Annotated in this window: 18 protein-coding genes and 1 tRNA gene; 11 read left to right on the top strand and 8 right to left on the bottom strand. The window is 67.7% G+C overall.

Annotated features, from left to right (window positions below; all coding sequences use genetic code 11):
* Positions 1-17: 17 nt before the first annotated feature.
* The 5 genes from GFH49_RS18085 to GFH49_RS18065 all read left to right on the top strand — a co-directional run bounded on the left by GFH49_RS18085 (position 18) and on the right by GFH49_RS18065 (position 8,275).
* Positions 18-1,352 carry a coiled-coil domain-containing protein gene (locus GFH49_RS18085; RefSeq protein WP_155056990.1) on the top strand — a complete coding sequence of 445 codons (1,335 nt, stop codon included), beginning with the start codon at positions 18-20 and terminating at the stop codon, positions 1,350-1,352.
* The gene (locus GFH49_RS18080) at positions 1,349-3,892 is read left to right on the top strand and encodes a serine/threonine-protein kinase (protein WP_155056988.1); all 2,544 of its coding nucleotides are present in this window, start codon (positions 1,349-1,351) and stop codon (positions 3,890-3,892) included. The genes GFH49_RS18085 and GFH49_RS18080 overlap by 4 nt, the downstream gene beginning before the upstream one ends.
* Complete coding sequence (locus GFH49_RS18075; protein ID WP_196218037.1) at positions 3,893-5,218, top strand: PP2C family protein-serine/threonine phosphatase; 1,326 nt, start codon at positions 3,893-3,895, stop codon at positions 5,216-5,218.
* A 91-nt stretch (positions 5,219-5,309) separates the two neighbouring features.
* On the top strand, positions 5,310-6,656 hold the full coding sequence (locus GFH49_RS18070; protein WP_155056984.1) for a vWA domain-containing protein: 1,347 nt from the start codon (positions 5,310-5,312) through the stop codon (positions 6,654-6,656).
* An 83-nt stretch (positions 6,657-6,739) separates the two neighbouring features.
* Positions 6,740-8,275, top strand: a complete 1,536-nt coding sequence (locus GFH49_RS18065) for an FHA domain-containing protein (protein ID WP_155056982.1) — start codon at positions 6,740-6,742, stop codon at positions 8,273-8,275.
* 27 nt (positions 8,276-8,302) lie between these two features.
* Here GFH49_RS18065 and GFH49_RS18060 read toward each other — a convergent pair whose 3' ends face one another.
* The gene (locus GFH49_RS18060) at positions 8,303-9,313 is read right to left on the bottom strand and encodes a methyltransferase domain-containing protein (protein ID WP_155056980.1); all 1,011 of its coding nucleotides are present in this window, start codon (positions 9,311-9,313) and stop codon (positions 8,303-8,305) included.
* A 137-nt stretch (positions 9,314-9,450) separates the two neighbouring features.
* On the opposite strand from GFH49_RS18060, the gene GFH49_RS18055 reads away from it, so the two are divergent.
* Positions 9,451-9,864, top strand: a complete 414-nt coding sequence (locus GFH49_RS18055; protein WP_155056979.1) for a globin — start codon at positions 9,451-9,453, stop codon at positions 9,862-9,864.
* Positions 9,865-9,938: 74 nt separating this feature from the next.
* Here GFH49_RS18055 and GFH49_RS18050 read toward each other — a convergent pair whose 3' ends face one another.
* From GFH49_RS18050 to GFH49_RS18020, 7 genes are all read right to left on the bottom strand, one after another.
* A complete protein-coding gene (locus tag GFH49_RS18050) occupies positions 9,939-10,634 on the bottom strand; it encodes a DUF8185 domain-containing protein (RefSeq protein WP_155056977.1) in 696 nt (231 codons plus the stop codon).
* Entirely contained in the window at positions 10,631-11,044 is a 414-nt protein-coding gene (locus GFH49_RS18045; RefSeq protein ID WP_155056975.1) for an acyl-CoA thioesterase, read from the bottom strand. Before GFH49_RS18045 ends, GFH49_RS18050 begins: the two co-directional genes overlap by 4 nt.
* 2 nt (positions 11,045-11,046) lie before the next feature.
* Entirely contained in the window at positions 11,047-12,711 is a 1,665-nt protein-coding gene (ettA, locus tag GFH49_RS18040) for an energy-dependent translational throttle protein EttA (protein ID WP_155056973.1), read from the bottom strand.
* 184 nt (positions 12,712-12,895) lie between these two features.
* Positions 12,896-14,308, bottom strand: a complete 1,413-nt coding sequence (locus tag GFH49_RS18035) for a Cys-Gln thioester bond-forming surface protein (RefSeq protein WP_196218036.1) — start codon at positions 14,306-14,308, stop codon at positions 12,896-12,898.
* A 259-nt stretch (positions 14,309-14,567) separates the two neighbouring features.
* A complete protein-coding gene (locus GFH49_RS18030) occupies positions 14,568-15,044 on the bottom strand; it encodes a single-stranded DNA-binding protein (RefSeq protein ID WP_155056969.1) in 477 nt (158 codons plus the stop codon).
* A gap of 327 nt (positions 15,045-15,371) precedes the next feature.
* On the bottom strand, positions 15,372-17,615 hold the full coding sequence (locus GFH49_RS18025; RefSeq protein ID WP_155056967.1) for a YfjP family GTPase: 2,244 nt from the start codon (positions 17,613-17,615) through the stop codon (positions 15,372-15,374).
* Between the two features lie 3 nt (positions 17,616-17,618).
* Positions 17,619-19,226: a dynamin family protein gene (locus GFH49_RS18020; RefSeq protein WP_155056966.1), complete on the bottom strand. Its 1,608-nt coding sequence runs from the start codon at positions 19,224-19,226 to the stop codon at positions 17,619-17,621.
* A gap of 318 nt (positions 19,227-19,544) precedes the next feature.
* On the opposite strand from GFH49_RS18020, the gene GFH49_RS18015 reads away from it, so the two are divergent.
* From GFH49_RS18015 to GFH49_RS17995, 5 genes are all read left to right on the top strand, one after another.
* A tRNA-Arg gene (locus GFH49_RS18015) sits at positions 19,545-19,620 on the top strand.
* A gap of 130 nt (positions 19,621-19,750) precedes the next feature.
* Positions 19,751-20,785 (top strand): tyrosine-type recombinase/integrase, encoded by a 1,035-nt coding sequence (locus GFH49_RS18010; RefSeq protein ID WP_155056964.1) that lies wholly within the window; start codon positions 19,751-19,753, stop codon positions 20,783-20,785.
* Positions 20,786-22,040: 1,255 nt separating this feature from the next.
* Positions 22,041-22,451 (top strand): hypothetical protein, encoded by a 411-nt coding sequence (locus GFH49_RS18005; protein ID WP_155056962.1) that lies wholly within the window; start codon positions 22,041-22,043, stop codon positions 22,449-22,451.
* A 9-nt stretch (positions 22,452-22,460) separates the two neighbouring features.
* A complete protein-coding gene (locus GFH49_RS18000) occupies positions 22,461-22,718 on the top strand; it encodes a hypothetical protein (RefSeq protein WP_155056960.1) in 258 nt (85 codons plus the stop codon).
* 189 nt (positions 22,719-22,907) lie between these two features.
* A complete protein-coding gene (locus GFH49_RS17995) occupies positions 22,908-24,128 on the top strand; it encodes a helix-turn-helix domain-containing protein (RefSeq protein ID WP_155056958.1) in 1,221 nt (406 codons plus the stop codon).
* Positions 24,129-25,136 lie beyond the last annotated feature (1,008 nt).

The raw sequence follows: 25,136 nt of genomic DNA, 5'->3' as shown, positions 1-25,136 counted from the left end.
GCAGCGAGAGGTGATCGATGGGCGTCACGGGACCCCCCGGGCCGGTGATGGACCGGGACGAGGTGGACCGTGCGCTGGCGCGGCTCGGCGCGGAACACGAGGCGATCGAGACCTCGCTCCTCGCCCTGCAGGACCACGCGGGCCGCAGACTCCTCGAAGGCGCCGAGCTCACCGGCGTCACCGAGGAGCGCTGGACGGCGGCCGAGGCGTCGATCACCCTGCTGTGGGCGTACTTCGACGCGTACACGGACGCGTTGCGCGCCGCCCGCGAGATCCGCGCCCGGCGCCGCTGGTCCAGCCGTGAGGACCTGGCGGAGCTGACCGAGCTGCTGCGCGGCGGGGCCGTCACGGTCGCGGGTTCCGCCGGCGCCACGGCCGGCACGCCGACACTGCACGGCGGCTCGGGCAAGCTCAGCGAGCAGTTCACGCTGACCACGCTCGTCGACCGGATGAACGAGCTGTACGCGACCTCGCTGGACATGGTCGTCGCCGCCGACGCGGTCTGGTCGGCGCTGCCCGCCCGGATCGATTTACTCGCCGCGGAGCTCCAGCGCACCCGCAAGCTCGCGCACTCCGTCGGCGTGCGCCCCGGCGAGCACCCGGCCGGCGACGACCTGGAGCGCATCACCCGTACGCTGGCCGGCCTGCGCGAGCAGGTCGTCTCCGACCCGCTGGCCTTCTGGACGCCCACACCCGGGAGTTCGGCCCCCGGCGGCGGCCGTCCGGACACCACGGTCTACGACCGTGAGGCGCGCGCCCTGGAGGACGTACGCCGTGAGATCGACGCCGTACTGACGGTCCGTCAGGATGCTGAGCAGCGCCTGGTCAAACTGCGCGACGTGCTCTCCCGCGCGGACCGTACGCTCGCCGAGGCCCGCACCGCGCGCGGCGAGGTCCTGGCGAAGATCGCGGCCACGGAGGTGCCGGTCGTCAGCGGCCCGCCGACCGTGCTGCAGGAGCAGCTGGCCACGGCCGCCGAGTACCGCAGACACGCCCAGTGGCACCGGCTGTCCCCGCTTCTGGAGTCCCTGGAGCAGAAGGCGGAGGACGAACTGCTGCGCGCGCGCGAGTCGTTGACCGCGGTCACCCAGCCGCTGGCGGTCCGCGCCGAGCTGCGCGGCCGCCTCGACGCTTACAAGGCGAAGGTCGCCCGGCACGGCTTGGCGGAGGACCCGTTCCTGATCGAGCGGTACGACGCGGCGCGGCGGATGCTGTGGAGCGCGCCCTGCGACCTGCGCGTCGCCGAACAGGCCGTATGGCGCTACCAGCAGTTGGCGGCCGAACTGCTGGGCGGCCCGCGCGTCCCGGGGCAGGGCGGGCCGGAGGATCGGAGGGGGGAGCACTCGTCATGAGTCAGGCAGGGCAGAAGTGCCAGCGCCCGGGTTGCGAGGGCGCTTACGAGGACATGGGCGGCGGCGAACTGTACTGCGACACCTGCGGTCTCGCCCCGGTCGTCTCGGGTGGGAGTCCCCCCTCCGGGGGAGGCATGGTCGGCTCACCGCCCACCGGCATCAGCCGCGGCGGCAAGGGCTCGTCCGGCACCGGAAGCTCACGCTCCAGCTCCCGCGGCAGCTCTCGTACGACATCGCAGTCGTCGAAGTCGCGGCGCTCGGTGTCGGGACGCCTCTCGCGCTCCCTGTCGGGCCGTTCCACGGGCCGCTCGGTGTCGGTGCGCAGCTCCGGCGCCAACACCGGTACCGGCACCCGCGGCCGGCTCGGCGCCGGGCTCGTCCAGGTGCCGGACGTGCCGCGGCCGGAACCGCGCGAGATGGTCCTGGAGAAGGCGGAGGTCCCGGCGCGCAAGCGGTTCTGCTCCCGCTCCGACTGCGGGGCACCGGTCGGCCGGGCGCGCGGCGAGCGTCCGGGCCGTACGGAGGGCTTCTGCACCAAGTGCGGTCACCCGTATTCGTTCATCCCGAAGCTGAAGGCCGGCGACGTCGTCCACGGCCAGTACGAGGTCGTGGGCTGCCTGGCGCACGGCGGCCTGGGCTGGATCTACCTCGCGGTGGACCGCGCGGTGTCGGACCGGTGGGTCGTGCTGAAGGGCCTGCTCGACACCGGCGACCAGGACGCGATGGCCGCCGCGATCTCCGAGCGGCGCTTCCTCGCGGAGATCGAGCACGCCAACATCGTGCGGATCTACAACTTCGTGGAGCACCTCGACCAGCGGACGGGCTCGCTGGACGGGTACATCGTGATGGAGTACGTCGGAGGCAAGTCGCTGAAGGAGATCGCCAACGAGCGCCGTACACCGGCGGGCAAGCGGGATCCGCTGCCGGTGGAGCAGGCGTGCGCGTACGGCATCGAGGCGCTGGAGGCCCTGGGCCATCTGCACAGCCGCAATCTCCTCTACTGCGACTTCAAGGTCGACAACGCCATCCAGACCGAGGACCAGCTCAAGCTGATCGACATGGGTGCGGTCCGCAGGATGGACGACGAGGAGTCGGCCATCTACGGCACGGTGGGCTATCAGGCGCCGGAGGTCGCGGACGTCGGCCCCTCGATCGCATCCGACCTCTACACCGTCGCACGCACCCTCGCCGTCCTCACCTTCGACTTCCAGGGCTATACGAACGTGTTCGTGGACTCCCTGCCCGACCCGGACAACATCGAGGTCTTCCGGCAGTACGAGTCCTTCTACCGGCTCCTGGTCCGCGCCACCGACCCGGATCCGGCCCGCCGCTTCGCCTCCGCACAGGAGATGGCCGAGCAGCTCACGGGCGTCCTGCGCGAGGTCGTCTCCCTGCAGACGGGCTTCGCCCGGCCGTCGCTGTCGACGCTGTTCGGACCCGAAGTGAAGGTGACGGACACCGAGTTGTTCCCCAAGCTGGAGGGGGATGTGTCGCGACTGGGGGCGCGGGTGGTGGCCCCCCGGCGACGAGTTCCCGGTACCGGTGCCGCCGAGCTGCCGGTGGGCGGTACCGTCAACGGACAGGGCTCCCAGGGCCTCGTCAAACACATCAACGCCCCCGCAGCCGCGCTCGCCCTGCCCGTGCCGCACGTCGACCCGAGCGACCCGAACGCCGGGTTCCTGGCGGGTCTGATCGCCTCCGCGCCGGGCGAGTTGACCAGTGCGCTCGCGGCGGCGCCGACCGCGTCGACCGAGACGCGGCTCCGGCAGATCAGGGCCTGGCTGGAGACCGGCGACTCCGACACCGCGCTGGGGACCCTGGGGCAGTTGGAGGCCGGCCATCCGGACGACTGGCGGGTCGTCTGGTACCGGGGCGTGGCCGCGCTGGTGACCGGCGATCACGAAGGCGCCGCGCTCTCCTTCGACGCGATCTACGACGCCTTCCCCGGCGAGCCCGCGCCCAAGCTGGCGCTCGGCCTCTGCGCCGAGGTGCTGAACCAGCTCGACAACGCCGCCGAGTACTACCGCCTGGTGTGGTCGACCGACCCGAGCTTTGTGTCAGCGGCGTTCGGCCTGGCCCGCGTCCGGCTCGCGACGGGCGATCGCGGAAGTGCCGTACGGACACTGGAGTCGGTTCCCGAGTCGTCCATCCACTACACGGCCGCGCGCGTGGCCGCCGTACGGGCGCGACTGCGTCAGCGCACGGCCGCCGCCACCGACGTACCCTTCCTGGAGGACCTGACCGCGGCCGCCGGGCAGGTCGAGAGCCTGGACATGTACGGTCTGGACCCCGCGCGACGCGAGCAGTTGTCGGCGGAAGTTCTCGGCAGCGCGCTGGACTGGATACTCTCCGGTGGCCAGGATTCCGTGCCCCCCGCCGCCGGGGGACGGGTACTGCTCGGCAACGGCCTGGACGAGCAGGGACTGCGTTTCGGCCTGGAGCGTTCGTACCGCACGCTGGCCAGGCTCGCGCGGGGCGGCGAAGAGAGGATCGACCTGGTGGAACGTGCCAATCGTTACCGCCCCCGGACGTGGGTGTAGTTGATGTCGCAGATGCCCCAGCAGACCGCCCTGTCCCGGTGCCCGAGCTGCGAGGAACCCCTTGAGTCGGGTGACCGTTTCTGCGGTGCGTGCGGATACGACCTGTCCGCCGTCCCCGCACGACCGGAGGACGAACCGACGATCATCATGAACGGCGCGGCCCCGCCCCCGCCGGCCGGTGCCGCCGGTGTGGACTGGCCCGTCGCCCCCGGCCGGCCCGCCGCCACGCATCTGCCGACCGACCTCCAGGGCATGGACTCGGGCGGCCACGCGATCCCTCCGCAGGCACCGATGGATTCCCCCGTCTCCCCCGCCTCCGGTGTCCGCTTCGACCGCCGGCCGGAGCCCGACGAGTACCCGCTCCAGGCGCCCGACCCGCGCATCGCCGACCTCGCGTCCCCTCCGGAGGGCACCACCGTGTGCGTCGCCTGTCGTTCGGGCCGCGTCGACAACGACGGCTACTGCGAGAACTGCGGGCACGCCCAGCCCCGCGAACGCGACCACATGGAGCAGGAGGCGGGCCCGGCCGCCGCCGTCAGCGACCGCGGTCTGCGCCACCACCGCAACGAGGACGCGTTCGCCATCGGCTGCACCGCGCTGCCCGACGGCGCCCCCGCGACGGTGGCGATCGTCTGTGACGGCGTCTCCTCCGCGACCCGTCCGGACGCCGCCTCCCTCGCCGCCTCCCGGGCCGCGAGCGAGTCGCTGCTGGGCGCTCTGGAGCGCGGCACGCACCCGCAGCAGGCGATGCACGAGGCGATCGTCTCCGCCTCACGCGCCGTCAACTCCCTGGCCGGCGAACCCGCCACGGCCCGCGAACACGCCCCGCACCAGAACGCTCCCGCCTGCACTCTGGTCGGCGCGGTCGTGACCGCCGGGCTGCTGGTCGTCGGCTGGGTCGGCGACAGCCGTGCCTACTGGGTGCCGGTGGACCGCAGTTCGCACCCCGCCCGGCTCACCGAGGACGACTCCTGGGCCGCGCAGATGGTGTCCGCGGGCCTGATGAGCGAGGCCGAGGCGTACGCCGACGAGCGCGCCCACGCGATCACCGGCTGGCTCGGCGCCGACGCCTACGAACTGGAGCCGCACACCGCTTCCTTCAAGCCGGACCGTGCGGGTGTAGTGGTGGTGTGCACCGACGGACTGTGGAACTACGCCGAGGCGGCCGAGGAGATGGCCGAGGTCGTCCCCCTCGACGCCGCCGTGCGCCCCCTGCACAGCGCCCAGGTCCTGGTCGGTCACGCCCTCGACGGTGGGGGCCACGACAACGTAACAGTGGCCGTCGTGCCGTTCCCCGCCCCGCCGCAGGGGGCAGGATCGGCCTGAGGCCACAGCGCGAAACGGGCTGGAGGGGACCGGTCCGGACACAGTCGTCACCCCGCGCCCGCGGGGGCTTGCGAGGGGGATCTGAGAAAGCATGGCCAATTTCTCGAAGTCGAACGTGCCGCAGTTCTCGGTGGACGTCTATCAGAACGAGTACCTGCCGGAGGGCGGTCGCGAGGTCAACGCGATCGTCACGGTGACCGCGACCGGCGGGGGCACTGTCGGAAGCGCGGTCGCCGCACCCCACCTCTACTCGCCGGGGCAGGGCCCGGACGCGGCGGTGGCGATCATGGTCGACTGCTCCGGCTCGATGGACTACCCGCCGACCAAGATGCGCAACGCCCGGGACGCCACGGCCGCCGCGATCGACACCCTGCGCGACGGTGTGCACTTCGCGGTGGTCGGCGGCACCCACGTCGCCAAGGAGGTCTACCCGGGCGGCGGGCGCCTGGCGATCGCCGACGCCACCACCCGCGACCAGGCCAAGCAGGCGCTGCGCAAGCTCAGCGCGGGTGGCGGTACGGCCATCGGGACCTGGCTGCGCCTCGCCGACGGCCTGCTGTCCTCGGCGGACGTCGCCATCCGGCACGGCATCCTGCTCACCGACGGCCGCAATGAGCACGAGTCGTCCCAGGCCCTGAAGTCGGCACTCGACTCCTGCGCCGGAGGCTTCACCTGCGACGCCCGTGGCGTGGGCACCGACTGGGAAGTGAAAGAAGTCACAGGGATCGCCTCCGCCCTGCTCGGCAGCGCCGACATCGTCGCCGACCCGGCCGGTCTCGCCGCCGACTTCACGCAGATGATGGAGTCGGCCATGGGCAAGGAGGTCGCGGACGTCGCCCTACGGCTGTGGACCCCGGTGGGCACCACGGTGAAATTCGTCAAGCAAGTCGCGCCGCGTGTCGAGGAGTTGACCGAGCGCCGCACCGAGTCCGGCCCGCGCGCCGGGGACTACCCCACCGGCTCGTGGGGAGACGAGTCCCGTGACTACCACGTCTGCGTCGAGGTTCCGGCCGCCAACCTCGGCCAGGAGATGCTCGCCGCCCGGGTCTCCCTGGTGATCCCGCAGCCCGACGGAACCGCCCAGAACCTGAAGGCACAGGGCCTCGTACGGGCCGTGTGGACCGATGACATGGTCGCCTCGACGTCGATCAACCCCCAAGTCGCGCACTACACCGGCCAGGCCGAACTGGCACAAGCCATTCAGCAAGGGCTCGATCTACGCAAAGCGGGCGATATCGATGGAGCAACGGCCAAACTGGGCCGCGCCGTTCAGCTCGCCAGCGACTCCGGAAATGCCGATACCGCGAAACTCCTTGCGAAGGTGGTGGACGTGGTCGACGCCGCGACAGGTACTGTGCGACTGAAGGCGAAGGTCGCGGAGGCCGATGAGATGACTCTTGAGACCCGGTCCACAAAGACTGTTCGTGTAAAGAAGTGACCTGAGACAGACGCGAGCCTGACCCCCTTGGGGTTGGAGAAATCCGGCCATCGCGGTCGGAAAGGAGAGGGGGAAGCGCCGACATGCCGACCTGCCCCAACGGACACCAGTCGGGTTCCGACGACTGGTGTGAGGTCTGCGGTCACCGCATGGCCGGTGCCGTACCCCCGCCCCCTCCGCCACCACCCCCGGCCGCCGGGTACGGCTACCCGCCGCCCGGCCCGGCCCAGGCCCCGCCGCCCGTCGGCCAGCCCGGGCCCCACCCCGGCGCTCATCCTGGTGCTCATCCTGGTGCTCATCCCGGCGCTCAGCCCGGGGGGCGTCCACACCTGTCCGCCGTACCGGACCCCCAGCCGGAGCTCTGCCCGCAGTGCCGCACGCCGCGTGAGGGCGGGGCGCCGTTCTGCGAGGAGTGCCGGTGGAACTTCCTGACGAACACGGCGACCTCGTACACCCCCGCCGCCCCGCGCCCGCCGGCGCCCGGCCCGGCCGTGCGCTTCCAGCAGCAGCCGCCCGGTCCGTCCTACGGCGGCGGAGAGTCGTACGACTACCAGAGCTCGCGTCCGTCTCAGATGAACCGGCCTGCCGAGCCGATCCCGCCGTTCGGCACGGACCCATCGGCGCCGTCCGGCCCGCCCGGTCCCCCCGGCCCGCCTGGCGGTCCTGGCGGTCCTGGTGGTCCTGGTGGTCGGCCTGGTCCTGGTGGCCCGCCCGGCCCCGGTGGCCCGCCTGGACCCGGTGGTCGGCCCGGCTTCGGTGGCGATCCGTCGCGGCCGGTTCCGCCGCCGCACGCGCCGACTCCCGGCGGCCCAGGCAGTCCCGGTGGTCCCATGGGCCCCGGGGGTCCCAACGGTCCCGGTGCGCCGGGTGGTCCTGGCGGGCCAGGTGGTCTGGGTGGGCCAGGTAGCGGTCCCGGGGGTGGGCCCGGTGGTGGGCCCGGGCATCCCGCACAGGCGTTCCAGCAGTCCGGACCGCCGGCCCCGCCCGCGTTCCCGCAGGAGACGAACAGGCCGCAGCAGCCCGGCGGTCAGCCCTTCGGCGGAGGTAACGACGACTGGCTGATCTCCCCGCCCGGCTCGACCGCACCCGGCGGCCCTGGCGGCCCCGGCCCCGGCGGCCCCGGTCCCGGTCAGGGCGGCTACGGCTACCCTCAGCCCGGCGCGACCCAGGCCCCGCCCTCGCCACCGCCCGGCCCGGCCTACCCGCAGCAGCCGGCGACCTGGATGGCGACGATCGGTCCGGACCGTGAGTACTTCATGGCGATGATGCAGCGCTCCGGCCCCGAGGCGGCGGGCCTCAACCTGCCCGCCTACTCGCCCGAGCAGCAGCGCACGCTCGCCGGCAACCAGATCACCATCGGCCGCCGCCGCCACTCCACCGGTGACACCCCCGACATCGACCTCTCGGTACCGCCGGAGGACCCGGGCGTCTCGCACCAGCACGCGGTGCTGGTCCAGCAGCCGGACGGCAGCTGGGCGATCGTCGACCAGAACTCGACGAACGGTACGACGGTGAACGGCGCCGAGGAGCCCATCCAGCCGTTCGTGCCGGTGCCGCTGCAGGACGGGGACCGGGTACACGTGGGCGCGTGGACGACGATCACGATCCGCCGGGGCTAGTCACTTCTGCTCACTCGGTGGCTCTGCTCACTCGGTCAGCAGGTGCGGCCGGTCGTTCGGGAGGGGCCAGGCATACGGCCCCTCCGGATCGTCCAGCCACGCCCACTCGCGCTCGCCGCTGACCGTCACGCCGTAGCGCTCGCGCTGCGGCTGCCCCTCGCGCTCCCACAGCGCGTACGCCTCCTGCGGTTCCAGGCCGCCCCGGCTCAGGGCCAGCAGGAAGCCGAACAGCTCGTGCTCCCGGGCCCGGCGCGGTACGCCGCCGAGGTGTGCCGGTTCCGAGTCGGGCCGGGCAGAGCCGCGCAGCGGCACGAAGTAGGCGGGTGTGTGCAGGAACCGCCCCTCGGCGTGCTCGGCGTCCTGCACCTCCAGCGCGATCAGGCCGGTGGCCAGCGGTGTCAGGATGCGGGCCCCGGGATTGCACTGGGCGAGCCAGGCGCACGGGATCGAGGTCAGTCTGCAGGTCGCGATGATCCGGTCGAAGGGGCCGCGTTCCGGCACCCCGCGCGCTCCGTCGCCGGTGACGACGGTCGGGTGGTAGCCGGCGGCGGCCAGGTGCCGGCGGGCCGACTCGGTGATCTCCGGTTCCAGATCGACGGTGGTGACGAGGTTGTCGTCGCCGAGCCGGTGTGCCAGCAGGGCGGCGTTGTATCCGGTGCCCGCGCCGATCTCCAGGACCCGGTTGGCGTCCTCCACCCGTAGCTCCACCAGCATGATCGCCATGAGCGAGGGCTGGCTGCTGGAGGAGACCAGCTCGCCATCGCGCAGCCGGGTGGCCAGCGGGGCATCGGCGTACGCCCCGCGCATCCAGCGCTCGCGGGCACCCGGATCGGTGCTCTCGCCCCACCGGCGTTCATAGCCGCCGACGACGCCGACGTAGTAGTACGGCAGGAAAAGGTGGCGGGGCACCGCCTCGAACGCCTCCCGCCACACCGGATCCCCTGCCCAGGCCCCGCTCAGCTCGATCTCGCGCACCAACGCCGCCCGCGCCGACGCGGCGAGGTCGTCGAGTCCGTTGTCGAGAGCGTGTGCGGCCATACGTCCACTTTGCTGCGGGACGGCCCGAGAGGCGAGCGCCCATACCGGCCGCACCGGAATGGACCAGTCAGCACGGAGGTCCATCAGCCGGGAGGGTGGTCCTAAGCCTTGAGTCCTGGTCCTCCCCGTCTGAGACCATGGGTGATGTGAAAGAGATTCGGCGCGGCACGCTTCAGGAGCAGACCTTCTATGAGCAGGTCGGTGGGGAGGAGACCTTCCGTCGGCTCGTCCACCGTTTCTACGAGGGAGTCGCCGAGGACCCGATCCTGCGGCCGATGTATCCCGAGGAGGACCTGGGCCCGGCCGAGGAGCGCCTCACCCTGTTCCTGATCCAGTACTGGGGCGGTCCGACGACATACAGCGACAACCGCGGCCACCCGCGTCTGCGCATGCGCCACGTCCCCTTCACCGTCGACCGCGCGGCGCACGACGCCTGGCTGAAGCACATGCGCGACGCCGTCGACGACCTCGGCCTCTCCGAGGAACACGAGCGCACGCTGTGGAACTACCTGACCTACGCGGCGGCCTCGATGGTGAACACCCCGGGCTGACCGGCCTCCGGCCTGCCCCGGCCTCCGGCACGCCCCCGTCTCTGGCCTGCCCCGGCTTCCGTCGTGACCGATCTCTAGCGGGACACGCTGACGTCCAGCGCCCCAAGACCCGCCCTGCGTACGGCGATCGACCCGTACGGCGTACGCAGCCTGAGCCAGGCCCCCGACGAGAACAGCGCGAGCTGCGCCTCGTCGGGCGCGTGCGGGTCCTGTCGTAGGCGAAGAAAGCCCAGTGACTGGGCCGCGTGCACGGCCCGCACGGGCAGATGCGTGTCCCCGACCGACCGGGACCAGATCTCCCGCCCGATCCGGTCGAGTTCGGCCCGCGTACGCTCCTCCTGCGTCAACTCCTGCGTACGGGACCGGAATTCAGCGACCCCCGCCCGGACCATGGCCCGCAGGGCGTCCGGTGCCGGCAGCCCGGGCTCGGGCCGCCACCCGCCGCGCGGCGGCAGCACCCCGGCCCACGGGGGCCCGGTGACCTCGGCCGGGACGGCAGCCGTGGCCGCCGACTCGTCCAGGGCCTCCAGCAGCTCACCCGCGGAGACGGTCACGTCCAGCATGACGTCGAGGCCGTTCTCGTACGGCTTGGCGAGCCGCACCGCACGGATCGCCAGCACCTCGAAGGACGGCGGCCGGCCGAAGACGGCGAGCGCGGTCCCGGCCGCCTGCAGGCGCACCGCGGCTGAACGGTCGTAGTGGAGCAGCCGGGAGAGGAAGGCCGCGAGGTCCGCCGCCTCCCCCTCGTCGGCGAGGTGGAGCACCGTCATGCGGCGACGGCCTCCTCCTCGTCCGTATCCCTGTACTCCGCGAGGAACTCCCGTTCCTCCGCCGTGAGCCGACGCGGACGCTGTGCCTCGAAGTCGAACGGCACTATCACCGTCGAGGCCCGGACATAGACCTGGTCCGGGTCCTTGACCTCGTAGGCGATGGTGAAGGAGGCCGCCCTTATCTGCGTGATCCACAGCTCGATGTCCACGGGCGTGTGCCGGTGGACGAGCTGCCGCTTGTAGTCGATCTCGTGGCGCGCTACCACCGACCCCTGCTTGAAGTCCTTCTCCGGGCGGAACAGGAAGTCGATACGGGCCTCCTCCAGGTAGCGGAGGAAGACCACGTTGTTGACGTGGCCGTACGCGTCCATGTCCGCCCAGCGCAGTGGGCAGCGGTAGATGTGCCGCAAGATCAGCCCCGGGTCAGCTTCTTGTAGGTGGCGCGGTGCGGACGGGCGGCGTCCGGCCCGAGCCGCTCGATCTTGTTCTTCTCGTACGACTCGAAGTTGCCCTCGAACCAGAACCACTTGGAGTCACCCTCGTAGGCGAGGATGTGCGTGGCGACCCGGTCCAGGAACCAACGGTCGTGGGAGACGACGACGGCGCAGCCGGGGAACTCCAGCAGCGCGTTCTCCAGGCTGCTGAGGGTCTCGACGTCGAGGTCGTTGGTCGGCTCGTCGAGGAGCAGCAGGTTGCCGCCCTGCTTGAGGGTGAGGGCGAGGTTCAGCCGGTTGCGCTCACCGCCGGAGAGGACTCCGGCCGGCTTCTGCTGGTCGGGGCCCTTGAAGCCGAAGGCGGAGACGTACGCGCGCGAGGGCATCTCGACCTGGCCCACATTGATGTAGTCCAGCTCGTCGCTCACGACGGCCCACAGCGTCTTCTTCGGGTCGATGTTCTCGCGGCTCTGGTCGACGTACGAGATCTTGACGGTGTCGCCGACCTTGATCGTGCCCGAGTCGGCCGCCTCCAGGCCCTGGATCATCTTGAAGAGCGTGGTCTTGCCGGCGCCGTTCGGGCCGATGACCCCGACGATGCCGTTGCGCGGCAGCGTGAAGGAGAGGTCGTCGATGAGGACCTTGTCCCCGAACGCCTTGCTGAGGTTGTTGACCTCGACGACGATGCTGCCCAGACGCGGGCCCGGCGGAATCTGGATCTCCTCGAAGTCCAGCTTCCGCATCTTCTCGGCCTCGGCGGCCATCTCCTCGTACCGGGCGAGACGCGCCTTGGACTTGGCCTGACGCCCCTTGGCGTTGGACCGCACCCATTCGAGCTCTTCCTTGAGCCGCTTGGCGCGCTTGGCGTCCTTCTGCCCCTCGACCTTGAGACGGGTCTGCTTGGTCTCCAGGTACGTGGAGTAGTTGCCCTCGTACGGGTAGGCACGCCCGCGGTCGAGTTCGAGGATCCACTCGGCGACGTTGTCGAGGAAGTACCGGTCGTGGGTGATGGCCACGACGGTGCCCGCGTACTTGGCGAGGTGCTGCTCCAGCCAGTTCACGGACTCGGCGTCGAGATGGTTGGTGGGCTCGTCCAGCAGCAGCAGGTCGGGCGCCTCCAGGAGCAGCTTGCAGAGCGCGACGCGGCGCTTCTCACCACCGGAGAGGTTGACGACGGGCCAGTCGCCGGGCGGGCACCCGAGCGCGTCCATGGCCTGCTCCAGCTGCGCGTCGAGGTCCCACGCGTTGGCGTGGTCGAGCTCCTCCTGCAGCTTGCCCATCTCGTCGAGCAGCGCGTCGGAGTAATCGGTCGCCATCAGCTCGGCGATCTCGTTGAACCGGTCGAGCTTGCCCTTGACCTCGGCGACACCCTCCTGGACGTTCTCCAGGACCGTCTTCTCCTCGTTCAGCTTCGGCTCCTGCATCAGGATGCCGACGCTGTACCCGGGCGACAGGAACGCGTCACCGTTCGACGGCTGCTCAAGCCCCGCCATGATCTTCAGAACGGTCGACTTACCGGCACCGTTCGGGCCGACGACGCCGATCTTCGCCCCGGGGAGGAAGTTCAGGGTGACGTCATCGAGGATCACCTTGTCGCCGTGCGCCTTGCGCGCCTTGCGCATGGTGTAAATGAACTCAGCCAAGAGAAACCGTCCGGCAGCTTGAATCTGGCAGTGGGCAGATACACCCCATCTTGCCGTATGGCCACCCCCCGGAGAAAACCGCCTGGTGACCATCCCCCCACCAGGCTCAGGGCAGCCGGAGCCGCCCCGAGCAGGGAGTCATCGGCCCATCACTCGCTGTTTAGTTGACAAGGATCCTTGCCGTTCAGCTCTTGGTGGGCGTCTGCTTGTTGCGTACGAGGACCAGGACGCCGCCGCCGATCACGACGAGGGCGATGGCGGTGCCGCCGATCATGGGAGTCGCGCCGGAGCTGCCGGTTTCGGCGAGGTTGGTTTCGGTGGTGGTGCCACCCACCGTGGCGGGGCTCGGCTCGGCGAGGAGCTGGGTCGAGTCGCCGCTGTCGGCGCCCTTCGTCTGGCAGTCGAGGACGCCGGCGAACCGTCTCTGGAAGCCGCCCGGCGCCTCAATGGTGAAGTCGTACGCCTGGTCTTCCTGCAGGGGGATCGTCACCGTCCGGGACTCGTCGGCGGCGATGGTGTGCTCGACCGCCAGCAGTTCGAAGGTGAACTCCTCGTCGCCCTTGTTGGTCGTGGTGAGGTCCACGCCGCCCGCGGCGCAGTTCTTCACCGCGGACAGTGCGGGTATCGCGCCCCGCTCGGCCCAGGTCGCGCTGGCCGTGGCCGAGACCGTGGACTCGCTGGAGCCGGCCAGGATCTGCGTCTGGCTGCGGCTCTCGGAGGCGAAGGCGCGGCCCACCGGCACGGTGGTCGAGGCGTGCACGGTCAGCTCGGCCGACCCGGCCGCGGCGTCCTCGGGGACCTCGAAGAACACCTGGCTGCCGTCGGCCGCGGAGGTGATGGCCTTGCCGTCTCCGTCGACGATCGTCACCCCGCTCGTGGCGGAGTCGGCAGGCGGTGCCACCGTCACGGAGTCCGCGTTGGTGTGCACCGTCACCGGACCGAGCCGCTCGCCGGAGCGGCCGGCGACCGCGGGCGGGTCCAGGGTCAGCGACGCCTTCGGCTCCGCCACGTCACGGGCGTTCCGCTCAAGGTAGTCCGCGAGCTTCTCGGCCTGCGGGTCGACGGCGTCGACGTCCACGTCGTCCGAGTAGCGCCAGATGGCCACCTGGGTGCCGGCCGCCGCGTCCTGCTCGGTGAGGCCGCCCTTGACGCCGGCCTTGGCGGCGAGCGCCGCGAGGTCGTTCACCTGCGGGTAGGAGTTCCGCAGGATCCAGCGGATCCTGCCCGCGTCCTTGTTGGCGCCCAGGGATGTGCCGCTCCAGGGCGTCTCGTGGTACTTGGCGCCCTTCTGCGTGGGGTTGCGAATGTCGACGCAGTACGTCTGCAGGGTGCCGCCGCCCTCGACGGACATCTCGAACAGGCCTGCCGACAGCTCCTGGTCCCCGGCCTCGTCGTGGATCACAGCCGCGCCGTATGCCTTCAGGCCACCTATGGTGGCGGTCGCCCCGCCCTGGTTCTGCGCCGTCCCGTCCGCGACGGCCGTACCGGCGCCGGCCATCACACCGGTGACGGCCACGAGCCCGGACATCAACGTCGCCACGGCGAGGCGGACTGCCCCTCGCTCGCGCGCGGACGGCGCAGAGAACGAAGAAAACACAGAATTCCCCTTCGAGCAGGACCCGTTGATGCGGGGGCGCGGTCCCACCAGCTGAATCAGAAACCCCGAGAGTTATGTTCCGCATCCTAAGGACGTGGCGCACCACGCCTCCCGGGGATACCGGCGGACGGCTGATCCGACTCGGAATCGTTATCGCCAGGGCCGTTTGAGAACAGGGCTTATCGACAAATCCACCGCAGTGACGCGGTGCGCATTCGTCGATAAGCCGTAGTTCAGTCGACTCCGGACGAAGGTGACATCACGTCACCGCCACGGGTTCCGGCTCCCGTTGGGCCTCCATGCCGACCGGGCTACGCGGCGGGGTCTCCCAACTGGGCCCCGATTGCGCGGGCGTGGGACCGGTCGCCTGCGAATCCGGCTTGTTCGGGCGCCGGAAGACCGATGTGCCCCGCGAGAGGTCGTGCCCGATCGCCACCGCGTCGAGATCGGCCGACGTCCAGCTCTGCCCCTCGCGCTCGTCCGAACGCACCTTCAGCCTGCCCTGCACGATGACCGGGTCGCCCACCGACAGCGACGAGGCCACATTCGTGGCGAGCTGCCGATTGGCCCATACCGTGAAGAAGTTGGTGTGCCCGTCGGTCCAGGTGTTCTTCTCGCGGTCCAGGTACCGCGCGGTCACCGCCAGCCGGAACCTCGCCGAACCGCCCGACGCCAGATCCCGGTACACCGGCTGCGTCGCCACGTTTCCCACCGCGCAGACCATCGTCTCGTTCATCACAACCCCTCCCTCGCCCCGAGCGGTTCACCCCGGGCGGATACACCGACGGGCCCGTCCCGTACGGCTGCGTCTGCCGCGACGACCCGGCACACCAGGTACGCCGCCGCCTTGGCGACCACCGCGTCCGCCGCGATCGCCGCAGCACCAGACTGCCTCCGCCGGGCCGAGCCCGCTGAGCGCTGTGGACCACTGCCCACCTGTGGAAAACTCCGTCACCCGAACGAGCGCCCGAACCTCAGCACGCGCACTTCACCACCCGTACTTCAGCACCCGAACCTTCAGCACTCGCCCCCCTCAGCACTCGCCCCCTCAGCACCCCTCACCTCACCTCACCACGGCCTCCGCCCCCAGCACCCGCCCATACTGCTCCCGCACCTCCCGGTACCGCAGCAACTCCGCCGCCACCGGATCCAGCACACGCGCCCGCCCGCATCCGGCGGCGGCCTCCCGCAATCGCCGCTCCGCCTCCAGCCCGTACCGCCGTGCCGGTCCGCGCGCCGCGAACTTGCAACTCCATTCGACGAGCGGGCCACCGACGATGCCGGCGACCATCAGCAGCACCGGCACACCCAGGTTCGGCGCCATGAGCTGAAAGATCTGCCCCGCCAGCCAGATTCCGCCGACGACCTGAAGGATCGTCATGGCGGCCTGCGCCAGCACGGCCACCGGCCACCAGCCCGGTCGCGGCGGGCGCCCCGGAGGCAGCCCGGCCCGCGCGGCCAGCTCGTCCAGCGCCTCGGGCAGCCCTTGCGCCCCACGTACGGCCGCCTCCCGCACCGCCAGCGCCCAGGGCGCTGGCAACCCCGCCGAGGCACGGTCGGACACCGCCCGCACCGCCTGCTCGACGCGCTGGCGGGCCGTGGCCTCCTCATCGGTATGCGTACGCGACGACAGCCGTCCGGTGGGCGGTTCGCGCCGGTCGTTGAACAACCCCCACAGTCGCAGCCAGGGCGTGCCGCACGCACGGCCCGCGTTGCGCAGCCACGCGCGTTCGGCGGCCTCACCAGCGGCGGTCGCCCCCACCGCGTCCGCGAGCCGCGCGGAGAACTCCTCCCGCGCGTCCTCGCTGAGCCCGCTGCGCCGCCCCGTGGCGTAGACGGGCCGCAACTGCCACGCCGCGGCGTCCACATCGGCCGAGATCCGGCGTGCCGCGGCCCCGCGTTCCGCCACGAACTCACCGAGCACCTCGCGCAGTTCCCCGACCCCGTCGCCGGTGAGCGCGGACAGCGCGAGCACGGTCGCGCCCGGCTCGCCGTACTCCCCCAGAGCGATCCCGTCCTCGTCGAGTAGCCGCCGCAGGTCGTCGAGGACCTGGTCGGTGGCCTCGCCGGGAAGCCGGTCGATCTGGTTGAGGACCACGAACATGATCTCCGCGTGCCCCGCCATAGGCCGCAGATAGCGCTCATGCAGCACGGCGTCGGCGTACTTCTCGGGATCGACCACCCAGATGACCGCGTCGACGAGCGCCAGGACCCGCTCCACCTGCTCGCGGTGCTGTACGGCGGCCGAGTCGTGGTCGGGCAGGTCGACCAGGACGAGCCCGCGCAGTTCGGCCTCCGTGTCCGAGTTCTGGACCGGGCGCCGCCGCAGCCGGCCCGGAATGCCGAGCCGGTCGATGAGCGCCGAGCCGCCGTCGCTCCAGCTGCACGCGATGGGGGCGGCGGTGGTCGGCCGGCGCACCCCGGTCTCCGAGATGTTCACCCCGGCGAGCACGTTGAACAGCTGCGACTTTCCGCTGCCGGTGGCGCCTGCGATCGCCACGACGGTGTGCTGCCCGGAGAGCCTGCGCCGGGCCGCCGCCTCGTCGAGGACCCGCCCCGCCTCGGCGAGCGTCTTGCTGTCGAGCCGCGTACGGGACAGCCCGACCAGTTCGCGCAGCGCGTCCAGCCGCGACCGCAGCGGCCCGTCGTACGCCAGCGGCGCCACCGTCTGCGGTACGGAACGCCGGCTCTCCACGACCGCGACCGGCTCCGCGGGGGCTGTCTCGTCGACCCGCCGCGCAATCAGCCCGTCGTCCCAGGGGCTGACGGATTCGGCACCGCCGGCTTCCGTACGGCCGGATTCGGGGCCGGACTCCGTACGACCCGGCTCCGTACGGCCCGACTCCGTACGGCCCGATTCAGCATGCCCGCAGTCGGCACGGCCGGAGTCAACACGGCCGGAGTCCAGTCGACCCGAGTCTTCCCGCCCGGCCTCCGTGCCCCCGGCCGCCCCGTCCTCTCCGCGCCCTTCCTCCCCGCGCCCGGCGTCTCCGCGCCGGTCCTCGCCGCGCCCGGCCTCCTCCGTACGCCCGAATCCGCTGCCCCTGTCTCCCACGCGCGTGTGCTCGTCGCGGTCGCCTTCTGCATCAAAGAATCCGCCGCCCACGGATGCACTCTCCCCGTCAGAACCCTTCCCGCGGTCGCCGTACGTGCTCTCCCTCTCAGACCTTTCCCCAGGGATGCCGTTTTCGGAATCGTGCTCTTCAGGGAACTCGATATCGACGCGGGCGCCCTCGGGAGCCACGCCCTGAGGGCGCTGGGCGTGCTCGGTGTGCTCGGTGTGGTCCCGGTCAGTGATGGCGGTCACCGGTCACCTCTCCTTCTGCAGTACGGACAGCGCGGCGATGAGTTCGGCCTGAGGTTCGGGGTGTACGTCGAGTGCGTCGAGCGGGGCGAGACGGCGCTCGCGTTCGGTGTGCATGACCCGGTCCAGATAGTCGGCGAGCAGCCGTCCGCCCCGGTCGCGCAGCCGCAACGCCCCGTGCGCGCCGATCCGCTCGGCGAGCGCCTCACCACCGGACCGCGCCCGGCGGCCACCGAGCAGGGTGGTGGCGGCGAGGGCGGCGATCACCTCGGGATCGAGCACGACGCTCCGGTCGAGGTCGCGTACCTCTTCCTCGGCGTACTCCTCGATCTCCCGCCGCCACCGTCGTACGGCCATCCCGATCCGGTGCTCGGCACTCTCCAGCGACGCATCGCGGTCGGCGAGCCCGGGGGCGGCGGAGGCGGGTTCGCGCCGCCAGGCGTCGTCGATGCGCTCGTCGGCGGCGGTGACGGCACAGAGCAGCAGGGCGGCGAGGCTCTCCACGAGGGCGTCGAGCAGTTCGCCCGCGGAGCAGTCGAGCGGGAACGCACGCCACCGCTTCAGGGCGTCGCCTGCCAGCACGGCGCCCGACTGCAATCGCCCCCGCACGCGCGCGTACTCGCTGTCATAGGCCGAGTCGACGGCGGCGGTGAGGCGCAGGGCGGCGGCGTACTGGGCGGCGGCGGCGCCGGCCAGCTCGGGCATCCGGGACCGCAGCGATTCCAGGAGGCCGTACGCCGTACGAGCCATCGAGTGCTGTCGGGCGGCGGGCTCCTGCGCCTGCTGGACGAGCCAGGTCCGCAGCGGCGCCACAGCGGTGGCCGGCAGCAGCCCGCCGCCCCAGGCCGACTCGGGCAGCTCGGGCACCGTGAACCGGGGTACGTCGCCGAGTCCGGCCTTGGTGAGCAGCGCCGCGTATTGCCGGGACACCTCGGACACGACCTGGTGGGGCACCCGGTCCAGGACGGTGACCAGGGTGACGTCGTACTCCTTGGCGGTGCGCAGCAGGTGCCAGGGCACGGCGTCGGCGTACCGGGCCGCCGTCGTGACCATGAGCCAGATGTCAGCCGCGCAGATCAGCTCCGCGGCGAGGACCCGGTTGTCGGCCACCAGGGAGTCGATGTCGGGCGCGTCGAGGAGGGCGAGCCCGCGCGGCAGGGTGTCGGCGGTCTCGATCCGCAGCACGCGCGCGGGGTTCTCGCCCGGCAGCAGAGGTTCGTCGCCGGCGTCCTGCTGGGGTACCCACGCGCGCGTGAGGCCGGGCAGCACCCGCATACCGCTGAACCAATGATGGTCCTCCGGGTTGCACACCAGCACCGGAGTCCGCGTCGTCGGCCGCAGCACCCCCGCCTCGCTGACCCGACGCCCCACAAGGGAGTTGACCAGCGTCGACTTCCCGGCCCCGGTGGAACCCCCCACCACGGCCAGCAACGGCGCCTCCGGCTCTCTCAGCCGGGGCACCAGGTAGTCGTCGAGTTGAGCGAGTAGTTCGTCGCGGTTGGCACGCGCGCGCGAGGCTCCCGCCAGGGGCAGCGGGAAGCGTGCGGCGGCGACACGGTCGCGCAGGGCAGAGAGTGCGTCGAGCAGCTGAGGCCGTACGTCCAAGGTCACCACATGCGAAGAATGCCCAATTTCAGGGGATATCTGAAGCATATGAGCATGTCTGCGCGCCGACAGGACACAAGGGATGGAAGGGACGAGTGGGGCGAGGGCAAAGTCCAGGCATAACGAGTGCACAACACCCGAGGTGCGAGACGCCAAAAGCGCTGCACGATTCGTACCTGCCTGCGATTATCAGGACCGCTTCACCGAACCTCCACATCGAGCCACGGAGGCGAAGCGACAGGGACACGGATCCGGGAGTTCTATCCTTGTCCCCGGCAACGTCACGGATCAGCCCACACCCGGGCACCATGACAGAAGCCACCACCGGCCCCCGTAGCTCAGTGGATAGAGCAGGCGCCTTCTAAGCGCTTGGCCGCAGGTTCGAGTCCTGCCGGGGGCGCCACAGATGCTCTGACCTGGGGTTATGGGTCAGTTGGATCATTGAAAGCCGCGTGACTTACCTACCAGACTCGGTTAGGTAAGGCGCCTAGCGGACTGCACCTTGCCTAGCCCGGACACCAGGGAGTCACCCCGTGTCGGCACAGGCCAGGAAGTCACCTCTCAGGGCATCTCAGGGAAGCGCGCGGAGCGCAGCACTCCGAGTCATCCCCACTGACCCTGACACGTCAGAGGTCAGGCAGACGACAGCTCAGGACTACGCCACGCATCTTCGAGCGACCAACAACAAGCACGGTCGGCCGTACCAGGAGAAGACCGTCACGGCGTACTGCAAGGCGGTCCGTGCGCTTGACCAGTGGATGACGGCACAGGCGTTCGAAGAGGACTTCACCTCAGTCGACACAGCCACCCTGAACCGCTTCTTCCGTGCCTACTTCCAGGAGCACGAACAGGGCGGGACCAACACCGTTCAGCGGAACCTACGCCCGTTCTTCACTTGGCTGGAAGAGGAGTACGACGTTCCCAACCCGTACCGGGACAAGAAGCTTCAGAGGTACGCACCCCCCAAGGCAGGCAAGCCGCAGACCCTCTCTGCGGACTTCATCGCTGATCTGTTGAAGGCGACGGGGAACGGACATCCCCGAGTCAGGGAGTTCGAGAAGGTCAGGGATCACGCGATCGTGCGCGTACTCACGGAAGGACTGAGGGCAGAGGAGCTGCTGACGCTCCGTCTGGATTCTCTGGACCTTGAACAGGGCTTGGCACAGGTTGTTCCCCTGAAGGATGCGCGGAGCACGGGAGAGGGCAGGGTCATTCCCCTTCAGCCCCGTACGGTCATCGCTCTGACCCGGTACATCAGGGCCAGGGAGACTCACAAGCTCAGCAAGGGTCAGGATCTCTGGCTTGGTACGCGGAACAGGTCTCGGCTCACCTACTCCGGTCTCTATCGGATGCTGAAGCGCAGGGCGCAGGAAGCCGGTTACGAGGGTTGCCACCCCCATCAGTTCCGGCACACGGCCACAGACGACATGCTGACTGCCGGAATGAGCGGAGAGGACGTCATGACCATTCAGGGATGGAAAGACCCCACCATGTTGCGACGCTATGCCGCTGACATGGCCACCAGTAGGGCCCTGAAGGCCGCTAAACGACTCGGAGACCGGTACTGACGCAGGATGCAGAGCGAACCCCTGGACGTAGCGTCTGGGGGTTTTCTCATGCCTGTGATCAATCCTGGGATAATTCGAGGTGAGGGGAAGGGGCCAGGAAGAACACGAGACAGGAGATTGAACATGGATACAGGTCCGTACATCCCAGACATGGACGCGATTGACGCAATGGCAGCAACGGCTACAGCGAACGCCGGACAGGCAGACCAGATGCTCGGGAACCTTCAACAGGGGTTCCTGAACTCAGGAAGTATTGGCCGTACGGCAAGCTTTGGGCAGGGAGCAATCGAGGGGCGCGCAGCACCCGCTATTAGCACTGGAGTAGCCGCTAGAGCCATTCCATAAGACGTGAGATCGATCACGTAATAACCGAATACCGAACGCCGCAAGCGTGGGGGTTTGCGGCATGTAGCGGAAAGGGCTACAGCTATCAACACAGAGTGATAGTTGTGGCCCTTTTCGCTGCACTGGCGCAGTGCTGCTAATCCGAAGGTTGAATGAATTCATGCGATAATGTCTATAGGAAGGTGAGGCCGTAGAAGAACCAGACGACCAAACCTGAGGAAACGTAATGAACAAAGTATCGAGCCTGCCTATCTGGCGCGCGTCCGTATCCCTACCGGCAAAGCTCACGTATGTGGCTTGGCATGTCGGGTTGCCAATCACTGATGATTCGCTGCGCCGCACTCTCGTAAAGCTTGGACAGTCACACGAAGCGTCCCTGAGTGACTGCGTTCGTGAGCTTACGGCTTCCGGCTGGATCTCATAGGGGTACGGAGATGAGCACGAGCATTGGGGACATCAGTCCCGACGCATTCACGGTGCTACACGTCATCAGGGCACATCAGGAACGCCATGAGTGCGTTTCTGCGGGAGTGCTGGCACACGAGACAAGCATGAGCGCAGACCGAGTAAGACAGTGCCTCAGAGAGCTATCTGAATGGCCCGAGAGAGCGACAGTCGCTTAGTGAAAGGAAGACATGACAGCAGACACAGTAGAGACACCGGTCTATCTGCTCAATGAAACATCGATCGGACCCCGAGCACAGTTCCTTTGGATCTATCTGAAGGCTCACGACGGACAGACCCGGTTTACCCAGGAACACCTAGCAAAAGCAATCGGAGTAGGAAAAGACCGCAGTGACCTCAGAGTGGCTGTTAGCCAACTTGAGAGTCACGGATGGTTGCGTGTGGATCGCTCGGTTAAGCCGCATTGCTATGTACTACTAAAGAAAGACGCAGAGGAGTCAACACTATGGTGAACACGAAAGCATTTCAGTTCGGAATCCAGGAGCGCAGCTATTGGGAGCGCATTCTAGACCCTGAGTATCAGGCGCAGCGCGCTGCGGAGAAGCAAGCCAAGGAAACTGAGCAGCGCAGAATGGTGGAGCAGTACAAGGAGCAGCAGCGCAGAGAAGCAATCCTCTCGCAGAGCGGTCCTGCAATCGTTGAAATCGTCAAGGGCTTTGATGCCTACGAGAGACCAACACCAGCAAAGACCAGTGAGGTAGAGCGACAGTTCCAAGAGGCTTTCCCTACGGCTGCACCTGGTGAGTTCCGTAACGCGCTCGAAGAGCTAAAGGGTATGGGCGTGATTCACGAGGTTACGTCTTCAATCGGTTTCATGGGAGCACGTGAAACAAACCTTCACTACATGGGGGGATGAGAGGAACGGATGAAAGAACTAGAAAGCCTGAGCTTTCCTGCGCAGGCTGTCTATTCCGAGCTAAAACGTACTGGTGAACTCATGAGGCGAGAGCAATTCTTGGAAGAATTCGAAGACGACTACGAAGCAATCATAGAAGAATTGAAGAATGCGGGTCTGCTGCCTGAGCGGGATTCGAGTTCTTGGGGAAACCCAGGTGGGGTTCTCTTCAAGAATAGGACCACCCGCTACGCCCTGGAAGTTCATCAATGGCAAGAATACCTGTAGGAACACAAAAGACCCCGCTACTCCGTATTGGAATAGCGGGGTCTCAGGTGGAGCGAACACGAAAAGGCCATTCAGTGCCGAATGATGAACCAGAACCAGCAATCGAACCCAAACCCAAGCGAGAGATTGCCGTAAACCTTCGGTATTGACCGTCCAGATACATTTACCGTCTAGAACAGGATACACCAAATGACAGACAAACTAGTTCCTCAGACCCTGGCTCCCAACGCGTTGATCCTGGGAGAGCTGAAGCCCAGTGTTTTTATGCGCTGGATTGACCTAGCCATGGATCTAGGATCGCTCGACTACAATGCTTACCAATGGGAGGAGCTTCAGGAGAGATGGGGTATCGGCAAAAAGCCGGTACAGACGATGGTCAGAACTCTGGAAGCCGCAGGGTGGCTCTCCAGCGAGAAAACCAGAGACGGAGTCCGTATCTACCTCTTCCCGACCAACGATGCCGCAGAGAGCCATCTGAAGCGCATCAAAGCGCAGACAGAGGATGCGTGGAAGCGCAATACCGGGAAGCGTCTGAATACGGCCGTAGACAAGCAGCCGTACCGCAATCAGTACATGGTGGATAAAGGAAACTTCACCAAGGTTCCAGAGACCATCCTCAAAGACGGCCGTTTCAGCCTGAATGAGCTAGCCACTTACGTAGTGATCCGATGCACCACCAACGCTAGTAGCTTCTGGGGAACCAGGAAACTAGCAACCGCAGCAGGAGTAAGCCAACCAACGCTTACTAAGGCTCTCAAGACACTCAAGGAGTCGGGTTACCTGGTCTATGACGGAGTCCAGAGGGTATCCAACCGCTACGACTTCAACGACATGCCGGAATCTCTATTTAGTCAGATGGAATCCGTATTTAGTCAGTCGGAACCTGTATTTAGTCAGAGGGAATCTCTATTTAGTCCTATCAATACTGAATACAACACTGAAGAGAGAATACTGACTACAACAACTGACCAGGGCAGCGAAGCTGCAAAGAGAGAGGAACCAGAGGGAAGCCCTGGTCTACTTGATTCTCCCTCTGGTGAACTAGATAAGGAACTAGAAGAGGTCAGTAAGGATCTCCCCTTGGTTGACGTAGTCGACGCTAACGCGTCTCCTACTCCTGGTGAGACTAATACCCCTGGTTACTCATTCTCTCCTAGAAGTAAGAAGGGACCCTCTAAGAAGAGTGAGCCGAGTGCAACGAGTGCGAACGTACCCGCACCTCGTAATAGAACTGGGGAACATCACGCACGCTTGGATAAACAAGCCGCCGCACATCGTGCGGAACAGATGGCCAAGCAGGAGCTTGTACAGGCCCGTACAGCGCAGTTCCGCGCCGAACTGGCGGAGTTGTACGGGGAACCCGTGGAAGAGTCGCAGACGGCCGTACGGCACTTGAGGGCGCAGCAATAGCGCGCTGAATGAGCACCCCTGGACATTACCCCTCCCACCCTGTATGATCACTCCGTCCACGGGGAGGGGGGTAAGGGGGGTGGGGTAGTCGTTAGGGAATTATTTCATAGATGGATATCGAGTAAAACTGAATACATGAATCCAGTAACCTCATTCGGTTACTGGATTTCTTAATGGATAACCAGAGCTATATGGGTATTCACCTATTCCTGGCAATTTCTATCAAATCAACTAAATATGGAATGACTAATGGGGCTACTGAATGCGAATTCAAAGGGGAAAATAGCCGTATGACCTAGTTTCCGTGGCCTCAACCCTTTGAAGTAGTTACTCGTCTCCAAGAGCACCAACTATGAATGCCAACACTTCCGAGTTTCGGAGTGCTGGCATTTTCTCAATGGAGTTACTTGTTTTCCGGGTAGTGCATTGCCATAACGCGTTCAGTTTTCACAACCATCGTTGGCGACTTGTACAGCTTGAGAATCAGGCACTTCCTCCCCACTTGGTTTATTGCTGGTTCAATCGACAGAATCTCAGTCGTCTTGCCATTCCACAGTTTCAGATGGTCCCCCGTCTTAAGCTTCCTCGCTGGCTTGCGTACTGGTTGGTTGATGCTTCCTCCTGGTCTCTCGTATCGGACTTCCCTCAACTCCTCCCATCATCTCAGCCACCGCTGACAAACAGACATCAGTCATTCCGCTTGCGGATACAGGTAAGCGCCCGACCCCAGAGGGAGCCGAGCGCCTGTCTGCGGGTACTTATTGCGCCCCGAGTACCTTCACGTCACATGTCCATTCCTCGGTGTTCGTGAGAGAGCCATGGACAGTGAACGTGATGGTCTTACTCGGAGCAATGCCGTCCGTGGTCATCTTGATTCCGCGTGCCTGTCTCCCCGTGGCGTCGAACCAGTAGAGCTGGAGTACGTAGGCCGTGGGGTCCTGGAAGGTGTCCATTCACGGGGGGGTCAGGCGACTGTGGGTGGGAGCCATGGGGTGCCGGTGAGTGCGT

Source organism: Streptomyces blattellae, assembly GCF_009709555.1.
GTDB lineage: Bacteria > Actinomycetota > Actinomycetes > Streptomycetales > Streptomycetaceae > Streptomyces > Streptomyces blattellae.
The sequence above is the reverse complement of the archived record's forward strand: the minus strand, read 5'-3'. Positions and strand labels throughout refer to the sequence as shown.